The sequence below is a fragment of the Aliirhizobium wenxiniae genome (assembly GCF_019511445.1).
Taxonomy (GTDB): Bacteria; Pseudomonadota; Alphaproteobacteria; order Rhizobiales; family Rhizobiaceae; genus Neorhizobium; species Neorhizobium wenxiniae_A.
Genome location: NZ_JAEUAN010000004.1, coordinates 300213 through 319873 on the forward strand (window position 1 = coordinate 300213; position 19661 = coordinate 319873).

15 protein-coding genes are annotated in these 19661 nt (G+C 58.6%); 3 read left to right on the forward strand and 12 right to left on the reverse strand.

Going from position 1 to position 19661, the window contains the following annotated elements; translation table 11 throughout:
• Positions 1-268 precede the first annotated feature (268 nt).
• Positions 269-808 carry a GNAT family N-acetyltransferase gene (locus tag JNB91_RS07345; protein WP_220324859.1) on the forward strand — a complete coding sequence of 180 codons (540 nt, stop codon included), beginning with the start codon at positions 269-271 and terminating at the stop codon, positions 806-808.
• 3 nt (positions 809-811) lie between these two features.
• On the opposite strand, the gene ligA is transcribed toward JNB91_RS07345, so the two are convergent.
• Positions 812-2977, reverse strand: a complete 2166-nt coding sequence (gene ligA, locus JNB91_RS07350) for an NAD-dependent DNA ligase LigA (protein WP_220324860.1) — start codon at positions 2975-2977, stop codon at positions 812-814.
• A 211-nt stretch (positions 2978-3188) separates the two neighbouring features.
• Here ligA and JNB91_RS07355 point away from each other — a divergent pair, with 211 nt between their 5' ends.
• Positions 3189-3758, forward strand: coding sequence for a cytochrome b (locus tag JNB91_RS07355; RefSeq protein WP_220324861.1), 570 nt, complete (start codon positions 3189-3191; stop codon positions 3756-3758).
• 24 nt (positions 3759-3782) lie between these two features.
• Here JNB91_RS07355 and recN read toward each other — a convergent pair whose 3' ends face one another.
• The 7 genes from recN to JNB91_RS07390 all read right to left on the reverse strand — a co-directional run bounded on the left by recN (position 3783) and on the right by JNB91_RS07390 (position 12825).
• Positions 3783-5456: a DNA repair protein RecN gene (gene recN, locus JNB91_RS07360; protein WP_220324862.1), complete on the reverse strand. Its 1674-nt coding sequence runs from the start codon at positions 5454-5456 to the stop codon at positions 3783-3785.
• Positions 5457-5483: 27 nt separating this feature from the next.
• The gene (locus JNB91_RS07365; protein ID WP_220324863.1) at positions 5484-6326 is read right to left on the reverse strand and encodes an outer membrane protein assembly factor BamD; all 843 of its coding nucleotides are present in this window, start codon (positions 6324-6326) and stop codon (positions 5484-5486) included.
• Between the two features lie 215 nt (positions 6327-6541).
• Positions 6542-7501, reverse strand: a complete 960-nt coding sequence (lpxC, locus tag JNB91_RS07370) for a UDP-3-O-acyl-N-acetylglucosamine deacetylase (RefSeq protein ID WP_220324864.1) — start codon at positions 7499-7501, stop codon at positions 6542-6544.
• A gap of 308 nt (positions 7502-7809) precedes the next feature.
• A complete protein-coding gene (gene ftsZ, locus JNB91_RS07375) occupies positions 7810-9561 on the reverse strand; it encodes a cell division protein FtsZ (protein ID WP_220324865.1) in 1752 nt (583 codons plus the stop codon).
• Positions 9562-9650: 89 nt separating this feature from the next.
• Positions 9651-10982: a cell division protein FtsA gene (ftsA, locus tag JNB91_RS07380; protein ID WP_220324866.1), complete on the reverse strand. Its 1332-nt coding sequence runs from the start codon at positions 10980-10982 to the stop codon at positions 9651-9653.
• Positions 10979-11890: a cell division protein FtsQ/DivIB gene (locus tag JNB91_RS07385; RefSeq protein WP_220324922.1), complete on the reverse strand. Its 912-nt coding sequence runs from the start codon at positions 11888-11890 to the stop codon at positions 10979-10981. Before JNB91_RS07385 ends, ftsA begins: the two co-directional genes overlap by 4 nt.
• Before the next feature lie 8 nt (positions 11891-11898).
• Complete coding sequence (locus JNB91_RS07390; RefSeq protein ID WP_220324867.1) at positions 11899-12825, reverse strand: D-alanine--D-alanine ligase; 927 nt, start codon at positions 12823-12825, stop codon at positions 11899-11901.
• A 384-nt stretch (positions 12826-13209) separates the two neighbouring features.
• On the opposite strand from JNB91_RS07390, the gene JNB91_RS07395 reads away from it, so the two are divergent.
• A complete protein-coding gene (locus JNB91_RS07395) occupies positions 13210-14514 on the forward strand; it encodes an MFS transporter (RefSeq protein WP_220324868.1) in 1305 nt (434 codons plus the stop codon).
• 465 nt (positions 14515-14979) lie between these two features.
• Here the strand turns inward: JNB91_RS07395 and murB are convergent, their stop codons facing one another.
• The 4 genes from murB to ftsW are packed head-to-tail and all read right to left on the reverse strand — an operon-like array spanning position 14980 to position 19661.
• The gene (gene murB / locus JNB91_RS07400) at positions 14980-15954 is read right to left on the reverse strand and encodes a UDP-N-acetylmuramate dehydrogenase (protein WP_220324869.1); all 975 of its coding nucleotides are present in this window, start codon (positions 15952-15954) and stop codon (positions 14980-14982) included.
• A 2-nt stretch (positions 15955-15956) separates the two neighbouring features.
• Positions 15957-17366 (reverse strand): UDP-N-acetylmuramate--L-alanine ligase, encoded by a 1410-nt coding sequence (gene murC / locus JNB91_RS07405; RefSeq protein WP_220324870.1) that lies wholly within the window; start codon positions 17364-17366, stop codon positions 15957-15959.
• Positions 17363-18502, reverse strand: coding sequence for an undecaprenyldiphospho-muramoylpentapeptide beta-N-acetylglucosaminyltransferase (gene murG / locus JNB91_RS07410; RefSeq protein WP_220324871.1), 1140 nt, complete (start codon positions 18500-18502; stop codon positions 17363-17365). The genes murC and murG overlap by 4 nt, the downstream gene beginning before the upstream one ends.
• A 4-nt stretch (positions 18503-18506) precedes the next feature.
• A complete protein-coding gene (gene ftsW / locus JNB91_RS07415) occupies positions 18507-19661 on the reverse strand; it encodes a putative lipid II flippase FtsW (protein WP_220324872.1) in 1155 nt (384 codons plus the stop codon).

The following is a 19661-nucleotide window of genomic DNA, read 5'->3' on the forward strand; positions in this document are numbered from 1 at the left end:
TTCCGATTAAACAAGTGCGACGCTTTTAGGCCGGGCAGTATGATTCGGCAAAGCGCCGCAGATGCGGCGGCTTGACCACATCAAATTTCCATGCCCAAATCCGTGTCATGAACAGCTTTATCGCCCTTAGCCACGTGACCGTGACCATTCGCCCTGCAGGGCGCGTGGCGGTTTTGGCGCGTTAGCCGGTCATCCGTCCACCACCCTGCCCCATGATGGCAGGGTCGGCATCGTTCCGCTCTGCTTCGGCAAAACCAGAGAGAGCGACATGAACGAACTGGAAAATCCCACACCATTGGCAAAAGATGCGGTATGGCCCAAAGGCCTTGTCATCCGTGCACGAAGACCGTCGGATGCAGACGGTATCGTCACACTGCATAACATGCCGGGTTACCGAAACGGTACATTGCGTACGCCGCACCACACGCCGGAGGAAATCCGCAAGGGCATCGAAAACCAGCCGGCCAGCATGACCGGTCTGATCGCCCTTCTCGACGGCAGGATTGTCGGCGATGCAGGACTGACGCGTCTTGCCAATCGCCGCGTCCATGTCGGCAGTATCGGCATGGGCGTGCACGATGCCTATGTCGGCAAGGGTATCGGCAAGGCGCTGATCGGAGAGATCCTCGCGCTTGCCGACAACTGGTTCAACCTGCGCCGCATCGAGCTGACGGTCTATACCGACAACGAGCCCGCCATCCGGCTCTACGAACGCCACGGTTTTGTTACCGAAGGCCGGATGAAGGAGTTTGCCTTTCGTGACGGTAGCTATGTCGATGCCTATTCCATGGCACGGATCAGAACCTGACGATCAGCCACCGATAAAGGTGAGCCACTCGTCTTCCGTCATCACCTCGACGCCGAGTTCCCGAGCCTTGTCCAGCTTGGAACCGGCGCCGGGACCGGCGACGACGTAGTCGGTTTTCTTCGAGACCGAACCGGCGACTTTCGCGCCAAGGCCTTCTGCTCGAGCCTTGGCTTCGTCGCGGGTGAACCGTTCCAGCGAGCCGGTGAATACGACGGTCTTGCCCACCACCGGACTGTCCGAAGCTGCAACCTGCTCCGCGGCCTGCGGTGTCACCTCTTCGAGCAACCGGTTGATGACATCGAGATTGCGCGGTTCCTTGAAGAATTCGACGATGGCGCGGGCGACGATCTCGCCGATGCCTTCGATATTGTTCAGATCCTGCCAAGCATCACCAGTCAGTGACGCGGCTTCCTTCATCGCCCTATCGAAAGCCTCGTAGGTGCCGTAATGGCGGGCGAGCAGCTTCGCCGTCGTTTCACCGACATGCCGGATGCCAAGCGCATAAATGAAGCGATTGAGTGCGATCGAACGACGTTCATCGATGGCGTCGAACAGTTTCCTGACGCTGACCTTGCCGAACCCCTCGATGTTTTCGAGTTTTGTCAGCGGCGAATTCTCCTGCCGCCTTTTCAGCGTAAAAATGTCCGGCGCGGTTCGAATTTTCAGCGCATCGTCTTCGCTCTCGAAGAAGAAATCGACCTGCTTTGTCCCGAATCCCTCGATGTCATAAGCATTGCGCGAAACGAAATGTTTCAGATGTTCCGTCGCCTGCGCGCGGCAGACAAATCCGCCTGTGCAACGCGTCACGGAATCGAGCTTGCCGGTCTTTTCGTTCTTCTCACGCACCGCATGGCTGCCGCAGACCGGGCACTTGCTCGGAAATTCGTATTTCTTCGCATCCGCCGGGCGCTTCTCCATTACCACATCGAGCACCTGCGGAATAACGTCCCCTGCCCGCTGTACGATGACCGTATCACCAATGCGGATATCGTGGCCTTCCTCGCGGATACGCTCGCCGGAATTGCCGATACCCTCGATATAATCGGCGTTGTGCAGCGTCGCATTGGTGACAACCACGCCACCGACGGTGATAGGTGTCAGACGTGCAACCGGCGTCAAAGCCCCCGTACGGCCGACCTGAATATCGATGTTTTCGACAGTGGTGAAAGCCTGCTCTGCCGGAAACTTGTGCGCAGTCGCCCAGCGCGGTGAGCGCGAGCGGAAACCGAGACGCGCGTGCAGATCCAGCCGATCGACCTTGTAGACGACGCCGTCGATATCATAGTCGAGATCCGGGCGGGCCAAGCCGATATCGTGGTAATGCGCAAGGATGTCTTCGACAGAAGTCAGCCGCTTCATCAGCGGGTTTACCGGAAAGCCCCAGTGCTTGAAGGTCTGCACCATCTCGTACTGGCTCTTCGGTAGGTCGTTCGGCTCGGAAATCTCGCCCCATGCATAAGCGAAGAATTTCAGCTTGCGGCTCTCGGTAACCTTCGCATCGAGCTGACGGAGCGACCCGGCGGCGGTATTGCGCGGATTGACGTAAAGCTGCTTGCCCAGCGCCTCCATCTCGGCATTCAGCGCCAGAAAATCGCTTTTGGCCATATAGACCTCACCGCGCACCTCAACCACGGCCGGCACACCTTTTGGCAAGCGCTGCGGGATTTCCCTGATCGTCTTTACATTCGCGGTGACATTTTCGCCCGTCGTACCGTCGCCGCGGGTCGCGGCATTGACGAGAACGCCATCCTCGTAGCGGATCGACATGGACAGGCCGTCGATCTTCGGTTCCGCCGTAAAGGCGATCGAGTTGTCCGGCAGGTTCCCCAGGAACCGATAGACCGAATTGACGAAATCCCGCACGTCTTCATCGGAAAACGTATTGTCGAGCGACAGCATCGGCCGGGCGTGCGTGATCGGGGCAAAGGTCGCAAGCGGTGCAGCGCCAACCGTGATTGAAGGGCTGTCGGATCGAATGAGCTGCGGGAAACGCTCCTCGATGGCGCTGTTGCGACGCTTCAGAGCATCGTAATCCGCATCGGAAATCTCCGGCGCATCCTTGGCATGGTAGAGTTCGTCGTGATGCGCCAGCTCCTTGGCCAGCCGCTCCAGTTCGGCAGCAGCCGTCTCTTCGGTCAGCATTTCGATTGCGGTCTGATCGGCGGCCATGCGGGGAATCTCCATCTTCATCGCTTTTCTAGTGCAATCACCGTGGATTGGAAGAACCGCGGCGGGTCGATGGCGCGGAAAACTCACGAACATGTTGGGGAAACGAACCTGAATATGAGGAGCCAACGACTGGACGTAATCCCCTGCCACCTCGTAATACCTGCCTGCGACATTCAGGTTCAAATTATCAAACAGGCGGAAGATGACGAGGATGACAACTGGCTGGCGGGACAACGGACTGCGCTATGGCCTTGTGACCCGTATGTTCCACTGGAGCATGGCCGCGATCCTGCTCTGGCAATTCTCCGGCATCGTCATCAACCGGCTTTTCGGCCGATCGGCTCTCACCGACCTGCTCAACAGCACCCATGGGGAACTGGGTGCGACTATACTTCTGCTCGCAGCACTGCGCGCCCTCTGGGGCTTCCTTAACCTCAAGAACCGGCCGAAGCATGAAAACGGTTTGCTGGGCGCTGCGGCCCGCATCGGGCATATCTGTCTCTATATCCTGATGCTCTTCATCCCCGCCGTCGCATTCCTGCGTGCATTCGGTTCCGAATGGGGACTTGCCCTCTTCGGCTTCGAGATCGTACCGCGCAGCACTGATAATATTGGATGGATGGTGGCACCGGCCAACCTGCTCCACGGCGTCTTCGCCTGGACACTGCTTGCGATGATCGCCGGGCACATTGCCATGGTGCTGATCCACCGCTTTGTCTGGAAGGACGACGTCATCAACCGCATGGCTGGAAAAACACGCGAGCTTCATCCGGCGGAATAACAGCGGCACGGTCCGAGAGCCGGATCAGCCGTTACCTGAAAGAAGCGCCGCCGCAGCCGCCCTCGCCTCGTCGGTTACCGAAGCACCTGACAACATGCGGGCGATTTCTTCCGCGCGATGCTCAGGCTCCATCGTGGCAACCCGTGTTGCAATCTTCTCGGATCCGTCAGCCGCCGGTCCCTTCGAGATCAGAAGATGCGTCGCCGCGCGCGCTGCAACCTGCGGCGCGTGAGTGACGGAAAGAACCTGAACGGTAGACGACAGGCGCTTCAACCGCTGGCCGATGGCATCTGCGACGGCTCCACCGACGCCCGTATCGATTTCATCGAACACCAGCGTCGGTGCCGAACCGCGATCCGCCAGAGCAACCTTCAACGCCAGCAGGAAACGCGAGAGTTCGCCGCCCGAAGCAACCTTCATGATTGGGCCGGGACGTGTTCCCGGATTGGTCTGCACATGGAATTCGACCGTATCGATCCCTTCGGCGGCGGCAGCCTCCGGATCGGCCGTCACCTCGATCATGAAGCGCGCGCGCTCCAGCTTCAGCGCCGGCAGTTCCGCCATGACGGCGGCGGCAAGTGATTCGGCTCCAGCCTTGCGCTTCTCCGAAAGAGCCGCAGCAGCATGATCGAACTCTGTCTTTGCCGCAGCGGCAATCTTCTCCAACTGCCCGAGCTTTTCCTCACCGGCATCGAGATCTGCAAGATCGGCCACCATCTTTTCAGCCAGCGCCGGCAGATCGACCACGGCGACGGAATATTTGCGACCCGCTGCACGCAAGGCAAACAGACGCTCTTCAACACGCTCCAGTTCACGCGGATCGAACTCGGTGCGCCGAAGCGCAGCCTCCACTTCCATCTGCGCATTGGAAAGGTGATTGAGCGCTTGATCCAGAAGCTCGACCGTCTCTTCCAACAGTCCCGGCGCCTCGTGGCTCTTGCGCTCCAGGCGGCGCACCATCGATGCGATCATCGGTACCGGCGAAGCATTGCCGTTGAGGAATTCCGAAGCCTCGGAAATGTCACCGGCGATTCGCTCGGATTTCTGCATCTTCGAGCGCTGTTCGGCGAGTTCGTCCTCTTCGCCGTCACGCGGAGAAAGCGCTTCCAGTTCTTCGACCGAAGCGCGAATGTAATCGGCCTCACGGGCCGCAGCCTCCACCTTGGCGCGATGCGCCTTGAAGCCACGCTCAGCGTCCCGCCATGTGCGGTAAAGGCCGCCAACCTGAATAACATCGTCGGACAAGCCGGCAAATGCATCGAGCAGCATGCGGTGGGCATTGGTATCGATCAGGGCGCGGTCGTCATGCTGCCCGTGGATTTCCACAAGCACCTGACCGACCTGGCGCATCAGTTGCACGCTGACCGGTTGATCGTTGATTGAGGCACGCGTGCGGCCATCCGCCGACTGAATGCGCCGAAAAATCAGATCGCCATCGTCATCGATGCCGTTTTCCTTGAGGAGTTTTCTTGCTGCGTGCTGTCCGGGCACGTCGAAGACGGCAGTCACCTGCCCCTTGTCTTCGCCATGGCGCACCAGGCCGCCATCACCGCGACCGCCAAGAGCCAGCGAAAGACTGTCGAGCAGAATGGATTTTCCGGCGCCTGTTTCACCCGTCAGCACCGAGAGCCCGGCCTCGAAACCGAGATCTAGCCGCTCGATCAGAACGATATCGCGGATCGACAACTGGATCAGCATGTGGCCTCGTTAATGACCTGTGGTCTCTCAGGCGCCGATGAGCTTTGCGCCGGCGCGCGAAATCCATGATCCCTTGTTTTCACGCGGCTCGACACCACCGGAATGCAGCAGCTTGTAGCTATCAGCATACCACTGGCTGTCAGGATAGTTCCGTCCAAGCACTGCCGCAGCCGTCTGTGCCTCTTCCACGATACCCATACGATAATAGGTCTCGGTCAGACGCGCCAAAGCCTCTTCCACCTGGTTGGTGTTGGGATAGGTTTCGACAACGTTGCGGAAGCGCTGGATGGCGGCAAGGTATTCCTTGCGCTCAAGATAATAGCGGCCGATCTGCATTTCCTTGCCGGCGAGCTGGTCGCGGGCGAATCGAATCTTGGCCTGGGCATCCTCGACATATTCCGAATCCGGATAGTCTTTGACGACGATGCTCATGGCCGCAATCGTATTCCCCGCAGCCTTCTGGTCCTGCGTCACGTCGGAAATCTGCTTCGAATAGCTCAACCCGACCAGATACTGGACATAGGCCGAATCCTGCGATTTCGGATATTGCTTGAGATAACGGTTGCCGACCGAGATCGCATCGTCGTTACGGCCCATGCGCTGCTTCACGAACGTGCTCATCACAAGCGCCTTGCGGCCCCATTCCGTGAACGGGTTCTGCTTGTCGATGGCGTCGAACTTGCGTCCTGCCTCAGCCATATTGCCGGCCTTCATATTGGCCAGGCCCTGATTGTACAACATCTCGGGAGACTCGGCTTCGAAGCCCAGCTTCGTGATGTCGATGTCCTTGTCGGACTGGCAAGCAGCCAAACCAACACTTGTCCCGATGAGTGCAACCGCCAGGAGGCCGATCCTCGTCAAGCTACGCATTTCTACAGACTTTCCATCAGCCATCCGACAGTCCCTGATCGTCCCGCATGAAACTACTCGTACCCAGCGGCGTACTAGCCATAAAAGCATGGCTAGGGCAACGCAATGGGTCCGCATTAATGCATTTTTGTGGCGAGCCCGTCCGGCAAGTGCCTTTTATGAAAAGAAAAAGGCCGTTCCTTGCGGAACGGCCAGTCTGACGGAGATCAGAATATTCAAGCAAACCAGGGAGCACATTCCGTCACGTTGACGGGTACGAATTCACCTGCACGAACGCGGCTTGCGACGGAAGACGGAGCTTCGACAACTTCATACGCAGTCGGATCGCTCAACAGAGCCTTCAACGCGTTCGCATTCATCTTGTGCCCACCGCGATACGAGCGATAGCAGCCGATAAACTGTGCGCCCGCAAGGGCCAGATCGCCCACGGCATCCAGCGTCTTGTGACGAACAAACTCGTCCTTGGCGTAACGCAGGCCTTCGACATTCACGACCGTTTCGTCATCGGAAATGACGACCGAGTTTTCCAGCGAAGACCCAAGCGCATAGCCAGCCGCCCACAAACGCTCGACATCACGCATGAAACCGAAGGTACGGGCACGCGAAAGCTCTACCTTAAAGGTCGAAGCCGTCAGGTCACCCTTCCAGCTCTGCCGTCCGATAAGTGCAGACGGGAAATCGATCTCGACCTCGAATCGCGTTCCGTCATACGGCCGGAACTCAGACCAGGATGCGCCCGATTCGATTCGCACCGGCTTCACGACGCGGATGTAGCGACGCTTGATCCCGAGATTGACCGTACCGACCTGCTCGATCGCTTCGATGAACGGATACGAACTGCCGTCCATGATCGGCATCTCTGCACCATCGACTTCAACGATGATGTTATCGATGCCCATGGCATAGAGTGCTGCCATCACATGCTCGATGGTCGCAACCCATTTGGCCGGGGAAAAGCCGAGCACCGTGCAGAGATCGGTCGGACCGACCTGCGATGAGACGGCGCGATATTCGGCAGACGTTCCATCTTCGAGGTTACGACTGAAAACGATACCCGTATCTGCTTCTGCCGGCTGGAAGGTGATCATTACCGGCGCTCCAGAATGAACACCGATGCCGCTCAACGTAACCGGAGCAGCGATCGTTGCCTGAAATCCGAGCAATCCAATGGTCATTAACGTAAGCCTTCTTTATTCCGCGTACCCGTGATCAGCAGGCCCGTATTCGCATTCGGTTGAAACGACAGTCGAAGTTCCAACTCCGTCAGCGTTCTAAATACGCATGCTATACGCTCTTTCCAAATCACTGTTCGTTTCGGATTGTTACGGTTTTCTAACAACGTCACCATCCCCTGTCAGCGCACGATTACCAAGGCGTAAACATCTGATCGAAAACGCTATTTTTCCACAAACAGCAAAATGAACCAAAAGAGGCCCGGATGCTGATCACCCGGGCCTCTTCAACTTTGTTATACGCCTTTAACTCAGTTCGATTGGCGGCGCAGGAAGGCCGGAATTTCGAGCTGGTCATCCTCGTGGCTCGCCTGCGGAGCGACACGACCGCGATCATCGAGATTGCCGCGACGCGGAGCATAAAGGCTGGCTTCAGCCGAAAGCGGGCGACGCTGCGGAGCCGGAGCCGAGGTCGTCATGTCCGACTGAACATGCTCTTCCTCTTCGCGACGACCGAGCGAATTGGTGATCCGCTTCAGAAGACCCATCGGGCCACGTTCTTCCTGGGCATGGCTTACCGGCTGAGCGCGATGCTCCATTTCAGCCTTCACCACCGGCGGAAAGTCTTCCACCTTCGGCATGCGAACCGGCTCCATGACAGGCTCACGATGGATCGGCTCATGCTGAACCGGCTGTGCCAAACGCGGAGCCGGCTGGCTCATGACCGGAGCAGGAGCTGCCGGCTGATGATAGACCGGTGCCGGCTGCGGAGCCGGCTGTACCGGACGGCTCATGACCGGAGCGGGAGCCGGAGTTTCTACCGGAGCGGCAGCAAAGATGCGGCTCTGCGGACGAAACTCTTCCTGCTGCGGCTGCGGAGCCGGAGCAACAGGCGTCGGGATGGCCAGAACCTGTTCCATTTCGGCTTCTGCCTGACGGATGGTTTCAGCGATCGGGTCGGCAGCCTTCGGTGCCTGAGGGGCCTGCATCATGACAGGCTGAGCTGCGGCCGGAGCCGGAGCAACGGCCGCGGAAGGACGGATAATCGGCTTCTGCGCAGCGCGCATTTCAGCGGCACGCAGGTCGACTTCGCCATGAGCGCGATCGATACCGGTGGCAACGACGGAGACGCGGATAAGGCCTTCGAGTGCTTCGTCGAAGGTTGCGCCGAGGATGATGTTGGCATCCGGATCGACTTCTTCGCGAATGCGGGTAGCCGCTTCGTCGACTTCGAACAGGGTCAGGTCGCGACCGCCGGTGATGGAGATCAACAGGCCCTGAGCGCCCTTCATCGAGGTTTCGTCGAGGAGCGGGTTAGCGATTGCAGCTTCTGCGGCCTGCAGCGCACGGCCCGAACCGGAAGCCTCACCGGTACCCATCATTGCACGGCCCATCTCGCGCATGACCGAGCGAACGTCAGCGAAGTCGAGGTTGATCAGGCCTTCCTTGACCATCAGGTCGGTGATGCAGGCAACGCCGGAATAGAGAACCTGGTCAGCCATCGCGAATGCGTCGGCAAAGGTCGTCTTGTCGTTGGCGATGCGGAACAGGTTCTGGTTCGGGATGACGATCAGCGTGTCGACCGACTTCTGCAGTTCCTGGATACCCTGCTCGGCCAGACGCATGCGGCGACCGCCTTCGAAGTGGAACGGCTTGGTGACGACGCCGACGGTCAGGATACCCTTGTTACGGGCGGCCTGCGCGACAACCGGAGCAGCACCGGTACCGGTACCGCCGCCCATACCGGCGGTGACGAAGCACATGTGGGTACCGTTGAGATGATCGATGATCTCATCGAGGCATTCTTCGGCAGCAGCGCGGCCGACTTCCGGCTGCGAGCCGGCGCCGAGACCTTCGGTGACCTGCACGCCCATCTGGATGATGCGCTCGGCCTTGGTCATGGTCAGCGCCTGGGCATCGGTATTGGCAACGACGAAATCGACGCCTTCGAGCCCGGCCGTGATCATGTTGTTGACAGCGTTGCCGCCACCACCACCCACGCCGAAAACAGTGATCCGAGGCTTCAGCTCGGTGATATCAGGGCTTTTCAGCTTGATAGTCATTGTACCTTTTCCTTCTGCTTCTGGTCGCATCGCCGAGCTGACCAATTCTTTTCCAATTCACTTTGACAGGTCAGGGGCTGTCTTCCCTGTCAAAAACTCTCTTTCAGCCACTGTCCCATGCGGGCCAACCGACCGGTTCCGTTGCCGAACGAGCCGATAAGGCCGCCCTGCGAGGCATGCGTTTCCATATCCGCCACCTGCGGATAGATGATCAGTCCCACTGCGGTGGAGAACGCCGGCCCCTTGGCTGCCGCCGGAAGGCCGGAGACACCCATAGGACGACCGATGCGAACATTGCGGGCGAGAATCCGCCGTGCCGTTTCCGGCAGGCCGGTCAGCTGGCTGGCGCCACCCGTCAAGACGACACGCTTTCCAACGATCGGGCTGAAACCCGACTTCTGGATGCGGTCACGAATAAGCTCCAGCGTCTCTTCGATGCGGGCGCCAACGATACGGGTAACCAGCGAGCGCGGCACCTGGGTCGGCTGATCGCGATCATCCTCGCCAATCGGCGGAACGGAGATCACGTCACGTTCATCGCCACCATTGGCGAGTGCCGAACCATGTACGACTTTCATGCGCTCGGCATCCTCTATCCGAGTCGATAGGCCTCGCGCCAGATCTGTCGTGACATGATGGCCACCAAGACCGATAGCATCCGTATGAACGAGCTTGCCTTCGCAGAAGACGGAGATAGTCGTCGTGCCGCCACCCATGTCGATGGCAGCGCAGCCGAGTTCGACTTCATCATCGACGAGAGCCGCAAGACCGCTGGCATAAGGCGTCGCAACCATGCCTTCGACCGAGAGATGCGCGCGATTGACGCAAAGCTCGAGGTTCTTCAGCGTGATGCGTTCCGCGGTGACGAAATGCATGTCGACACCGAGTTCGTCGCCATACATCGACAACGGATCACGGATGCCTCGTTCGCCGTCCAGCGAGAAGCCGGTGGGCAGCGAATGCAGGATAGCGCGATCATGACGCTGGGACTGATTGCTTGCCGCCACCAGAACCTTGCGAAGATCGGAATTTTCGACTTCCTGGCCACCGAGATCGATGGTCGCGGTATAGACGTCGCTTGCCAGACGACCGGCGGAAACATTGACGATGAGGCTATCGACCGTGAGGCCGGCCATACGCTCGGCAGCGTCGACGGCCAGACGGATAACGCTTTCGGCAGCATCGAGATCAGCGATCACACCGGACTTCACGCCACGCGAACGCTGATGGCCGATACCGATGATCTCGATGTGATGCGTGCGGCCCGGAAGGATCTGGCTTTCCTGGCGCGGAGTGAGGCGCGCAATCATGCACACGACCTTGGTCGATCCGATATCGAGGACCGACACGACGTGGCTGCGCTTGGATGACAGGGGCTTCATACGCGGCATACCGAATTGGGAGGAACCGAACATACTCACGATTTCGCTCCAGCTTTTTTGAGGGCCTTGGTGCGAGCATCGAGCGCCTGCTCGCGACGCTCCACCGCAGCCGAAGTCAATTGAATGGTTGTGCGGTCTTCAAGACGAAGGTCGACCGCAGCGATATCGCGCTCCAGCACGCCCTGCTCCTTCTCGAGCCTGGACAGAAGAGCAAGCGCGGAGGAGATCCTCTCTTCCGGCAGTTTGAGAACGATGCCGTTATCGACATGCAGATCCCACCGACGGCTGGAAACACGAACATAGGCCCGCACGCGACTTGCGATTTCGGGCCACTTGTCCATTTCCTGCGCGAAGGACGCCGCGGCAACTTCCGCATCACGACCGACGAAAAGCGGCAGCGACGCAAACTTGTTATCCTTGAGCGGAGCGATAACCGAGCCGTTCTTTTCGATCAGCGACAACTCGGAGCCATGCTGCCAGATGGCGAAAGCCTTGCGCTCCTTGAGCATAACCTCGATCGTGCGCGGATAGACCTTGCGAACTTCAGCATATTCGACCCAGGGCAGTTCCGACAGCTTGCGCCTTGCTGCATCGATATCCAGTGCAACCAGAGACGTCGTGCCGTCGAGACCGAGAAGCTGAAGAATGTCGATTTCCGAAGTCTGATCGTTGCCAGAAACCCGCACATCTTCGATCGCAAAACCAACGGCAGCGGTGGTGGACTGCGCAACGACATAACCATGCCCACCGAGGGACATCCCATAGAGACCGACCGCAGCAAAGAATGCGAATGCCGAGAGAGTGCCGGCATGCGGAGGAATATCAATTCTGCCGGTGGCAAGACTGACGGCGAAGCGCACGGCGCGACGCAACGGGCGCGGCAAGACGCGACGATCGTCCGCCCCCGAAACACCCGGAGCCGAGCGACGATGTGATCCACCAGCCATTTTGCCGATCACCGTAGACAAGAAGCGTCCTCCACCATCCAGCGAACAAGCTCACCAAAGGAACAACCTGCGTGAGCAGCCATTTCAGGCACGAGCGACGTCGGGGTCATTCCAGGCTGAGTATTCACCTCAAGCCAGATAACTTCACCTTCGTCGGAGAACCGGTCATCGAAGCGAAAATCCGAACGACTCACACCGCGGCAACCGACAGCCTCATGCGCCTTGACCGCCCATGTTTGTATTTTTTGGTAAATATTCGGTGAAATCTGCGCCGGAATGACATGTTTCGAGCCACCAGCGACATACTTGGCGTCGTAGTCGTAGAAGCCCGGACCGGCAGGAACAACCTCCGTCACACCGAGCGCCTGACCATTCATGACGCCACAGGTCAATTCACGACCATAGACATAACGCTCGACCATCACCTCATCGCCGTAACGCCATTCGGACGACGTCACGATCTGCGGCGGATGGGACTGGTCTTCACGAACGATAACCACACCGAACGAGGACCCTTCCCGAACCGGCTTCACAACGTAAGGAGTAGGCATGGGATGAACATTCGTAAATTGCTTACGATCCATCACCAGAGCGTCAGCGACAGGAACACCCGCAGCCTTGACAACATGCTTCGCCTGAGCCTTATCCATAGCCAAAGCCGAGGCAAGCACACCCGAATGCGTGTAGGGAATTTCCAGATATTCAAGGATACCTTGGATAGTTCCATCCTCTCCGAATGGACCATGCAGAGCGTTGAAAGCCACATCGGGACGGAGTTGGGACAGCACGCCACCGACATCCCGCCCGACTTCAACGCGAGTAACGCGATAACCTTCGCCCTCCAACGCATCAGCGCAGGCATTGCCGGACGACAGGCTGACAGGCCGCTCGGAGGAAAATCCTCCCATCAAAACAGCCACATGCTTGCCGGTCATCCTTCACCCCTTGAAAAAGATCAATCTCCGGATTTCGAAGCTGCACCGCCCACTACATCAGCGACTCTCACCGAACCCGTCCCTAATTGGTGCACTAAAATAGTTAACAAATCGTTTACCTTGCTTAATGAGACACTCCAACACACTGAAAACATATGATAAATTTACGAAGCAAATAGTTAACGCACCGCTTTAGAACGCGGCCTCTCCTGTCGCCGCAGATCGAGACACGGGCGGCCCTACCCGTCTTATGATTCTCCTCACGGCCCGTTTTTTTTCCATTTATTGCGATGCGAAGGGTTTCGGCCGCTATAAAATTACGATACTTCGCATGCCGGCCCTCCCAAGAGCCTACAGAAAAACTTCTCTGAACTGGAATTCAGTATGACTAACGCGATGCCATCCGCTTCGCCGTCTGCTGAGCCGTTAGCGCCTGTTGCAAAGAACTCTCCTGCACAAGTCCTGACGGCCAGCGTGGTCGGCACGACGATCGAGTTTTTCGATTTTTATGTTTACGCGACCGCCGCCGTTCTGGTGTTCCCGACGCTGTTCTTCCCCGGCAGCGACCCGACGAGCGCGCTTCTCGCATCCTTCGCAACCTTTTCAATCGCGTTCTTTGCACGCCCGCTCGGCGCAATCGTGTTCGGCCACTACGGTGACCGTATCGGCCGCAAGACGACGCTGGTTGCCGCTCTACTGACGATGGGCATTTCCACCGTCGTGATCGGCCTTCTGCCGACCTATGAACAGATTGGCGTCATAGCACCCTTGCTTCTGGCGATTTGCCGTTTCGGCCAGGGCTTTGGCCTCGGCGGCGAATGGGGCGGCGCAGTTCTGCTCGCAACCGAAAATGCGCCTCCCGGCAAGCGCAGCTGGTACGGGATGTTCCCGCAACTCGGCGCTCCGCTAGGTCTCTTCCTGTCGTCCGGCGTGTTCTGGATCCTGCTGCACTTCATGTCACAGGAAGCTCTGCTCAGCTGGGGCTGGCGCGTTCCGTTCATCGCTTCGATCATTCTGGTCGCTGTCGGCCTGTGGGTTCGTCTCTCGATCACCGAAACCCCCGCCTTCCAGAAGGCAATCGATAAGCATGAGCGCGTCGAAGTGCCGGTCGCGGAACTCTTCCGCAAGCATAAGCGCAGCCTCGTTCTTGGAACATTTGTGGCACTAGCCACCTTCGTCCTGTTCTATATCGGCTCGGCCTATCTTCTGTCCTACAACGTCAAGGTCCTGAAGATGCCGTTCCTGGATGCGCTCGAAGTGCAGCTTCTCGGCTCAGTGGTCTTCGGTATCTTCATCGTCGTGATCGGCAAGCTCGCAGAGCTTTACGGCCGCCGCGAGATGCTCATTCTGACCACCGTACTGATTGCAGCATTCTCGTTCCTGCTCCCGGCGCTGATGACCAACGGTGAAGGCATGATCTTCCTGTTCGTGGTTCTCGCAATGGTGCTGATGGGCATGACCTATGGCCTCATCGGGACTGCGCTCGCAGCCCCCTTCCCGACCACCGTCCGCTATACAGGCTCCTCGATCACCTTCAACTTCGCAGGTATCTTCGGCGCCTCTCTGGCTCCCTATATCGCCACTTACCTCCAGGCGAACTACGGCATGGCCTATGTCGGATACTACCTGCTCGTCGCAGCGCTCATCACGCTCGCCTGCATCTTCCTGTCAGGCAAGGAAGAGGTCTGACCTGATCCAGACCGGAATCAAACCATAAGAAAAGCCCGCGAAGCCATTGGTCTCGCGGGCTTTTTTGTTTTGATATCAAGCTAGTTATTTACCGGACTGGATGCGTATTTTCGCGCGGCTGCTTCGCTCATTCAAAAGAACCGCAACCCAGCCAACACCCGCGATCACGAACGGCAAAATATATAGAAAGAAGAATGTTGGGGCATTCATGGGATCAGCCCTCCAAGAGCACGTCTTGCACTCAAATGTAATATCAAAGCGCCTGAAAGCCAAGCCATGGTGGAAATTACCGTCGACAACGAAATGCTGAACGATATGGAACCACTCGACAGCGAAACTGCTGGCGCGATAAAACCTGCAGCCACACAAGCTGTGGAGAGGCGGTCTAGCGAGTTCGCAAGAAGTTTGGTCCGTTCATTGTGTACGAGCGTCACCGACACCTCCTGAACGGACCTTACCGAGCAATTATTCCGTCGTCGCGCCCTGGAACGGCTTCACTTCACGTCCCGGCATGAAAATCCCGAGCCGCTTGATCTCCCATTCCAGTTTGATGCCGGAATGTTCGAACACCCGCTGGCGAACCATCTCGCCGAGATATTCGAGATCATAGCCGGTCGCATGGCCGATATTGATCATGAAGTTGCAATGAAGCGACGACATCTGCGCGCCGCCGTTCATCAGGCCGCGGCATCCGGCATCATCGATAAGCTTCCAAGCCGAATGGCCAGGAGGGTTCTTGAACGTGGAACCGCCGGTCTTCTCCTTGATCGGCTGTACGGTCTCGCGGTGCTGGCGCACGGCATCCATCTCAGCGCGAATCTTGGCCCGTTCTTCCGGATACCCTTCGAACACGGCATGCGTGAATATAAGATCTTTCGACGCCGACGTATGCCGGTAAGTGTAGCCCATGTCTTCCTTCGAAAACACATGCTGGTTACCCTGCCGATCAACGGCATGGACCTCGACAACACGTTGCGACGTCTCTCCGCCATTGGCGCCGGCATTCATACGAAGCGCGCCACCGATCGACCCGGGAATACCGTAATAGAAGGCGAAACCGCCGATACCGTTATCCATGGCCATGGCAGCGATATGCTTGTCAGGGCAGATCGCGCCGGCGCGAATGCGGTTTTCGCCGACAAGCTCCACCTGGCCGAAACCCTTGGCGGAGAGACGGACGACAACGCCCGGAATCCCGCCGTCGCGAACGAGAAGGTTCGAGCCCACGCCGACAACCGTCAGCGGCACTTCAGCCGGCAACAGTTTCAGGAACGTCACCAGATCGTCCACGTCATGCGGCTGGAACATCAGTTCCGCCAGACCGCCCGCCTGGAACCAGGTTACCCTTTCCATCGATGCGTCCGGTGTAAGCCGCCCACGCAACTGGTTCACGCCCTCCCCGAGCGAGGCCAGCAGCTTTTCCCCATCTACCTGCTTCATACTTACTGTCCTGATATGCTTTCCAGTTCCCTCGGCAATGACGCCGCCCACTGTGTAATATTACCTGCTCCAAGAAGAACCACGAAATCACCTGGTTTCGCAATGCCTGAAACAATATGTGCCAGTTCGCCCGGCGACGCCATATAGCGCGCGTCACGATGACCGCCTGCGCGGATCTGCGACACAAGCGTCTCCGAATTGACGCCTTCTATCGGATCTTCGCCCGCGGCGTAGACCGGCGCAAGGATAATGCTGTCTGCATCGTTGAAGCAGCTTGCGAAATCCTCGAACAGGCTCGAAAGGCGCGAGTAGCGATGCGGCTGATGTACCGCGATAATGCGGCCCTTGCAGGCCTCACGCGCGGCTCTCAGCACCGCCTTGATCTCGACCGGATGATGCCCGTAATCATCGAAGACCTGAACGTCATTCCAGGTCCCCGTCAGCGTGAAGCGGCGCTTCACGCCACCGAAGGCTGCAAGGCCCTTGCGAATATCCTCTTCCGAAATTCCAAGCCGGTTGGCGACAGCAATCGCCGCCGTCGCGTTGGAAATGTTGTGCCGGCCCGGCATTGGCAGGGTCAGGTCCTTGAAATTGAACACCCGGCCGGTCCGGCGACGGCGGATTTCGACATCGAAAGTCGCCTTCGTCCCATCCATGCGGATGTTCGAGAAACGCGCATCCGCCTGCGGGTTCTCCCCGTAGGTGACGACCTTGCGGTCCTCGATCTTGCCGACCAGCGCCTGAACTTCGGGGTGGTCGATGCAGAGCACGCCGAAACCGTAAAACGGCACGTTTTCAACGAACTGGCGGAAAGCTGCCCGCACCGCATCAAAATTGCCGTAATGGTCCAGATGTTCCGGGTCGATATTGGTGACGACCGCGACTTCTGCCGGCAGTTTCAGGAAGGTGCCGTCTGATTCGTCGGCTTCGACCACCATCCACTCGCCCTCGCCCATGCGGGCATTGGTGCCGTAAGCGTTGATGATACCGCCATTGATGACCGTCGGATCAAGCCCGCCGGCTTCCAGCAGCGTGGCAACCATGGACGTGGTGGTGGTCTTGCCATGCGTGCCGCCGATCGCGATTGCGTTGCGGAAGCGCATCAACTCGGCCAGCATCTCTGCACGGCGTACGATCGGCAGGGATTTTTCACGCGCAGCGATCAGTTCGGGATTGGTCTTCTTGATTGCGGTCGAAACGACGACGACTTCGGCATCGCCGAGGTTGTTGGCTTCGTGGCCGACGAATACCTCGATACCCTTGTCACGAAGGCGCTGCACGTTGGCGCTGTCCGATTGGTCGGAACCCTGAACCTTGTGGCCGAGATTGTGCAGCACCTCGGCAATACCGCTCATGCCGATGCCGCCGATGCCGATGAAATGTACGAGGCCGATGGCCTGGGGCATCTTCATGCCTGAACTCCACTCTTATTCTTATTCTTGTATTCGGCGATCGGGCGCTTTTCTGCAATAGCAATGACGAGATCAGCCAAATCTTCGGTGGCATTGGGCTTGCCGGCCTTCTTCGCGTCGGCCGCCATAGTTTCGAGCCGGTCAGGCTCATTCATTGCCGCAGCCAGCAGAGCGGCCAACTTTTCCGGCGAAAGCTCGGACTGCGCCACGACCTGGGCACCGCCTTCGGCGACAAGAGCGGCAGCGTTTGCCGCCTGGTCGTGATCGAGCGCGTAAGGATAGGGTACGAGGATCGATGGGCGACCGATAACCGACAGTTCACTCACCGTCGATGCGCCGGAGCGGCAGATGACGAGATGCGCCTCAGCCAGCCGATCAGCCATATCGTTGAAGAACGGAGCGATATCCGCCGGGGCATTCAGCTTGGAGAAACAGGATGTGACGCGATCCTTGTCTTCCTTGCGCGCCTGCTGCGTCACGATGAGACGCTCCCGCAAAGCCGGATCGAGAAGGCTGATCGCCGTCGGCACCGCCGACGAGAAGAATTGCGCACCCTGGCTGCCACCGAACACGACAAGCCGGAACGGATCCTGACCACGCGATGCGACATAGGCGATCCTGGCCGCATCCAGCACCGGAGAACGTACCGGATTACCCGTTACGACGATCTTGCCTGCATATTCGCCCCGGCCTTCCGGCAGAAAGCCGCCAGCAATCGCCTGTACACGTTTTGCCAGCGCCTTGTTGGCACGGCCCATGACGGCGTTCTGCTCATGGATCAGCGTCGGTATTCCGAGCCCTGTCGATGCCAGAAGGGGCGGAACGGTCGGGTAACCGCCGAAACCAACGACAGCCGATGGCCGAAGGCGAGCCATCAGCTTCCGCGCCGTACGAAGTCCTCTCCAGAGGGTCCATGCGGTCTTGGCCATGGCGAGCGGGTTCTTGGAGGCGAATGTCGCGGAAGGCACGACATGGATTTCGTCGGCAGGAAATTTTCCGGCAAATCGCTCCGCGCGGCTGTCGGTCACCAGATGAACGGCATAACCGCGGCTCCGCAGCTCATGTCCGAGCGCTTCCGCCGGAAAAAGATGACCGCCGGTTCCCCCGGCGGCAAGAACGATCGTACCCTTGCTCATTTATTCACTCCGCGGGAACACCATGTGGGACCCGGAACAGGCTCCGCTCCTGCGCCCGCTTTTCAGGACGATGACGTGTCAGCGCCAGAATGAAACCGGCCGTGATGCAGATCGCAACCTGAGAAGAACCACCATAGGAAATCAGCGGCAGCGTCATGCCCTTGGCAGGCATGAGCTCAAGGTTCACACCGATATTGATCATCGACTGGATGCCGATGAGAAGAACCAGCCCGGCGACCGCAAAGCGGTTGAAGTCGTTGCGCTCCTTGAAGGCGTGGTTCAGTCCGCGCAGAACGATGAAGGAAAAGATCAGCACCAGCGCCATGCAGAACACGATACCGAATTCTTCCGCCGCGACGGAGAAGACGAAGTCGGTATGGCTGTCGGGCAGGATACGCTTGACGATCCCCTCGCCCGGCCCCTGACCGAACCAGCCGCCGCGCACGATCGCCTCATGCGCCGTTTCGATCTGGAAGCGGTCGCCTTCGCCGGTCAGGAACTTGTCGAAACGCGCCGTGACGTGCGGCAGCATGTAATAGGCCGCCACAAGACCACCTGCGCCAACGCCGCCGAGCAGGAAAATCCAGATCCACGGCATCCCGGCCATGAAGAACATGCCGCCCCAGACGACGCTGGTGAGGATCGTCTGACCAAGGTCGGGCTGAGCGACCAGCAGTGCCGCCACGATACCGAACAGGATAATGGCGAAGAGATTTCCGGGGATTTCCGGCTGCCGCGCATGTTCGGAAAACAGCCAGGCGCAGACGATGACGAAGGCCGGTTTCATGAATTCCGAGGGCTGGATAGAAAAGACACCGACGCCGATCCAGCGACGCGCGCCCTTCACCTCGACGCCGAAAAACAGCGCCAGAACCATCATCACCAGCGAAGCGGCGAGAAGGATAATGGCGGTGCGCCGCACCTGCCTTGGGCTGAGGAAGGACAGGCCGAACATGACCGCCAGCGACGGGATGATGAACATCGCGTGGCGCTCGACGAAATGGAAACTGTCGAGACCAATGCGCTCGGCAACCGCTGGAGAAGCGGCAAACGAAAGCATGAAGCCCAGCCCCATCAACAGGATGAAGGCGGCAAGGAAATAACGGTCGATCGTCCAGAACCAGTCTGCGAGCGGCCCTCGGTCTGCGCGGCTTACCAT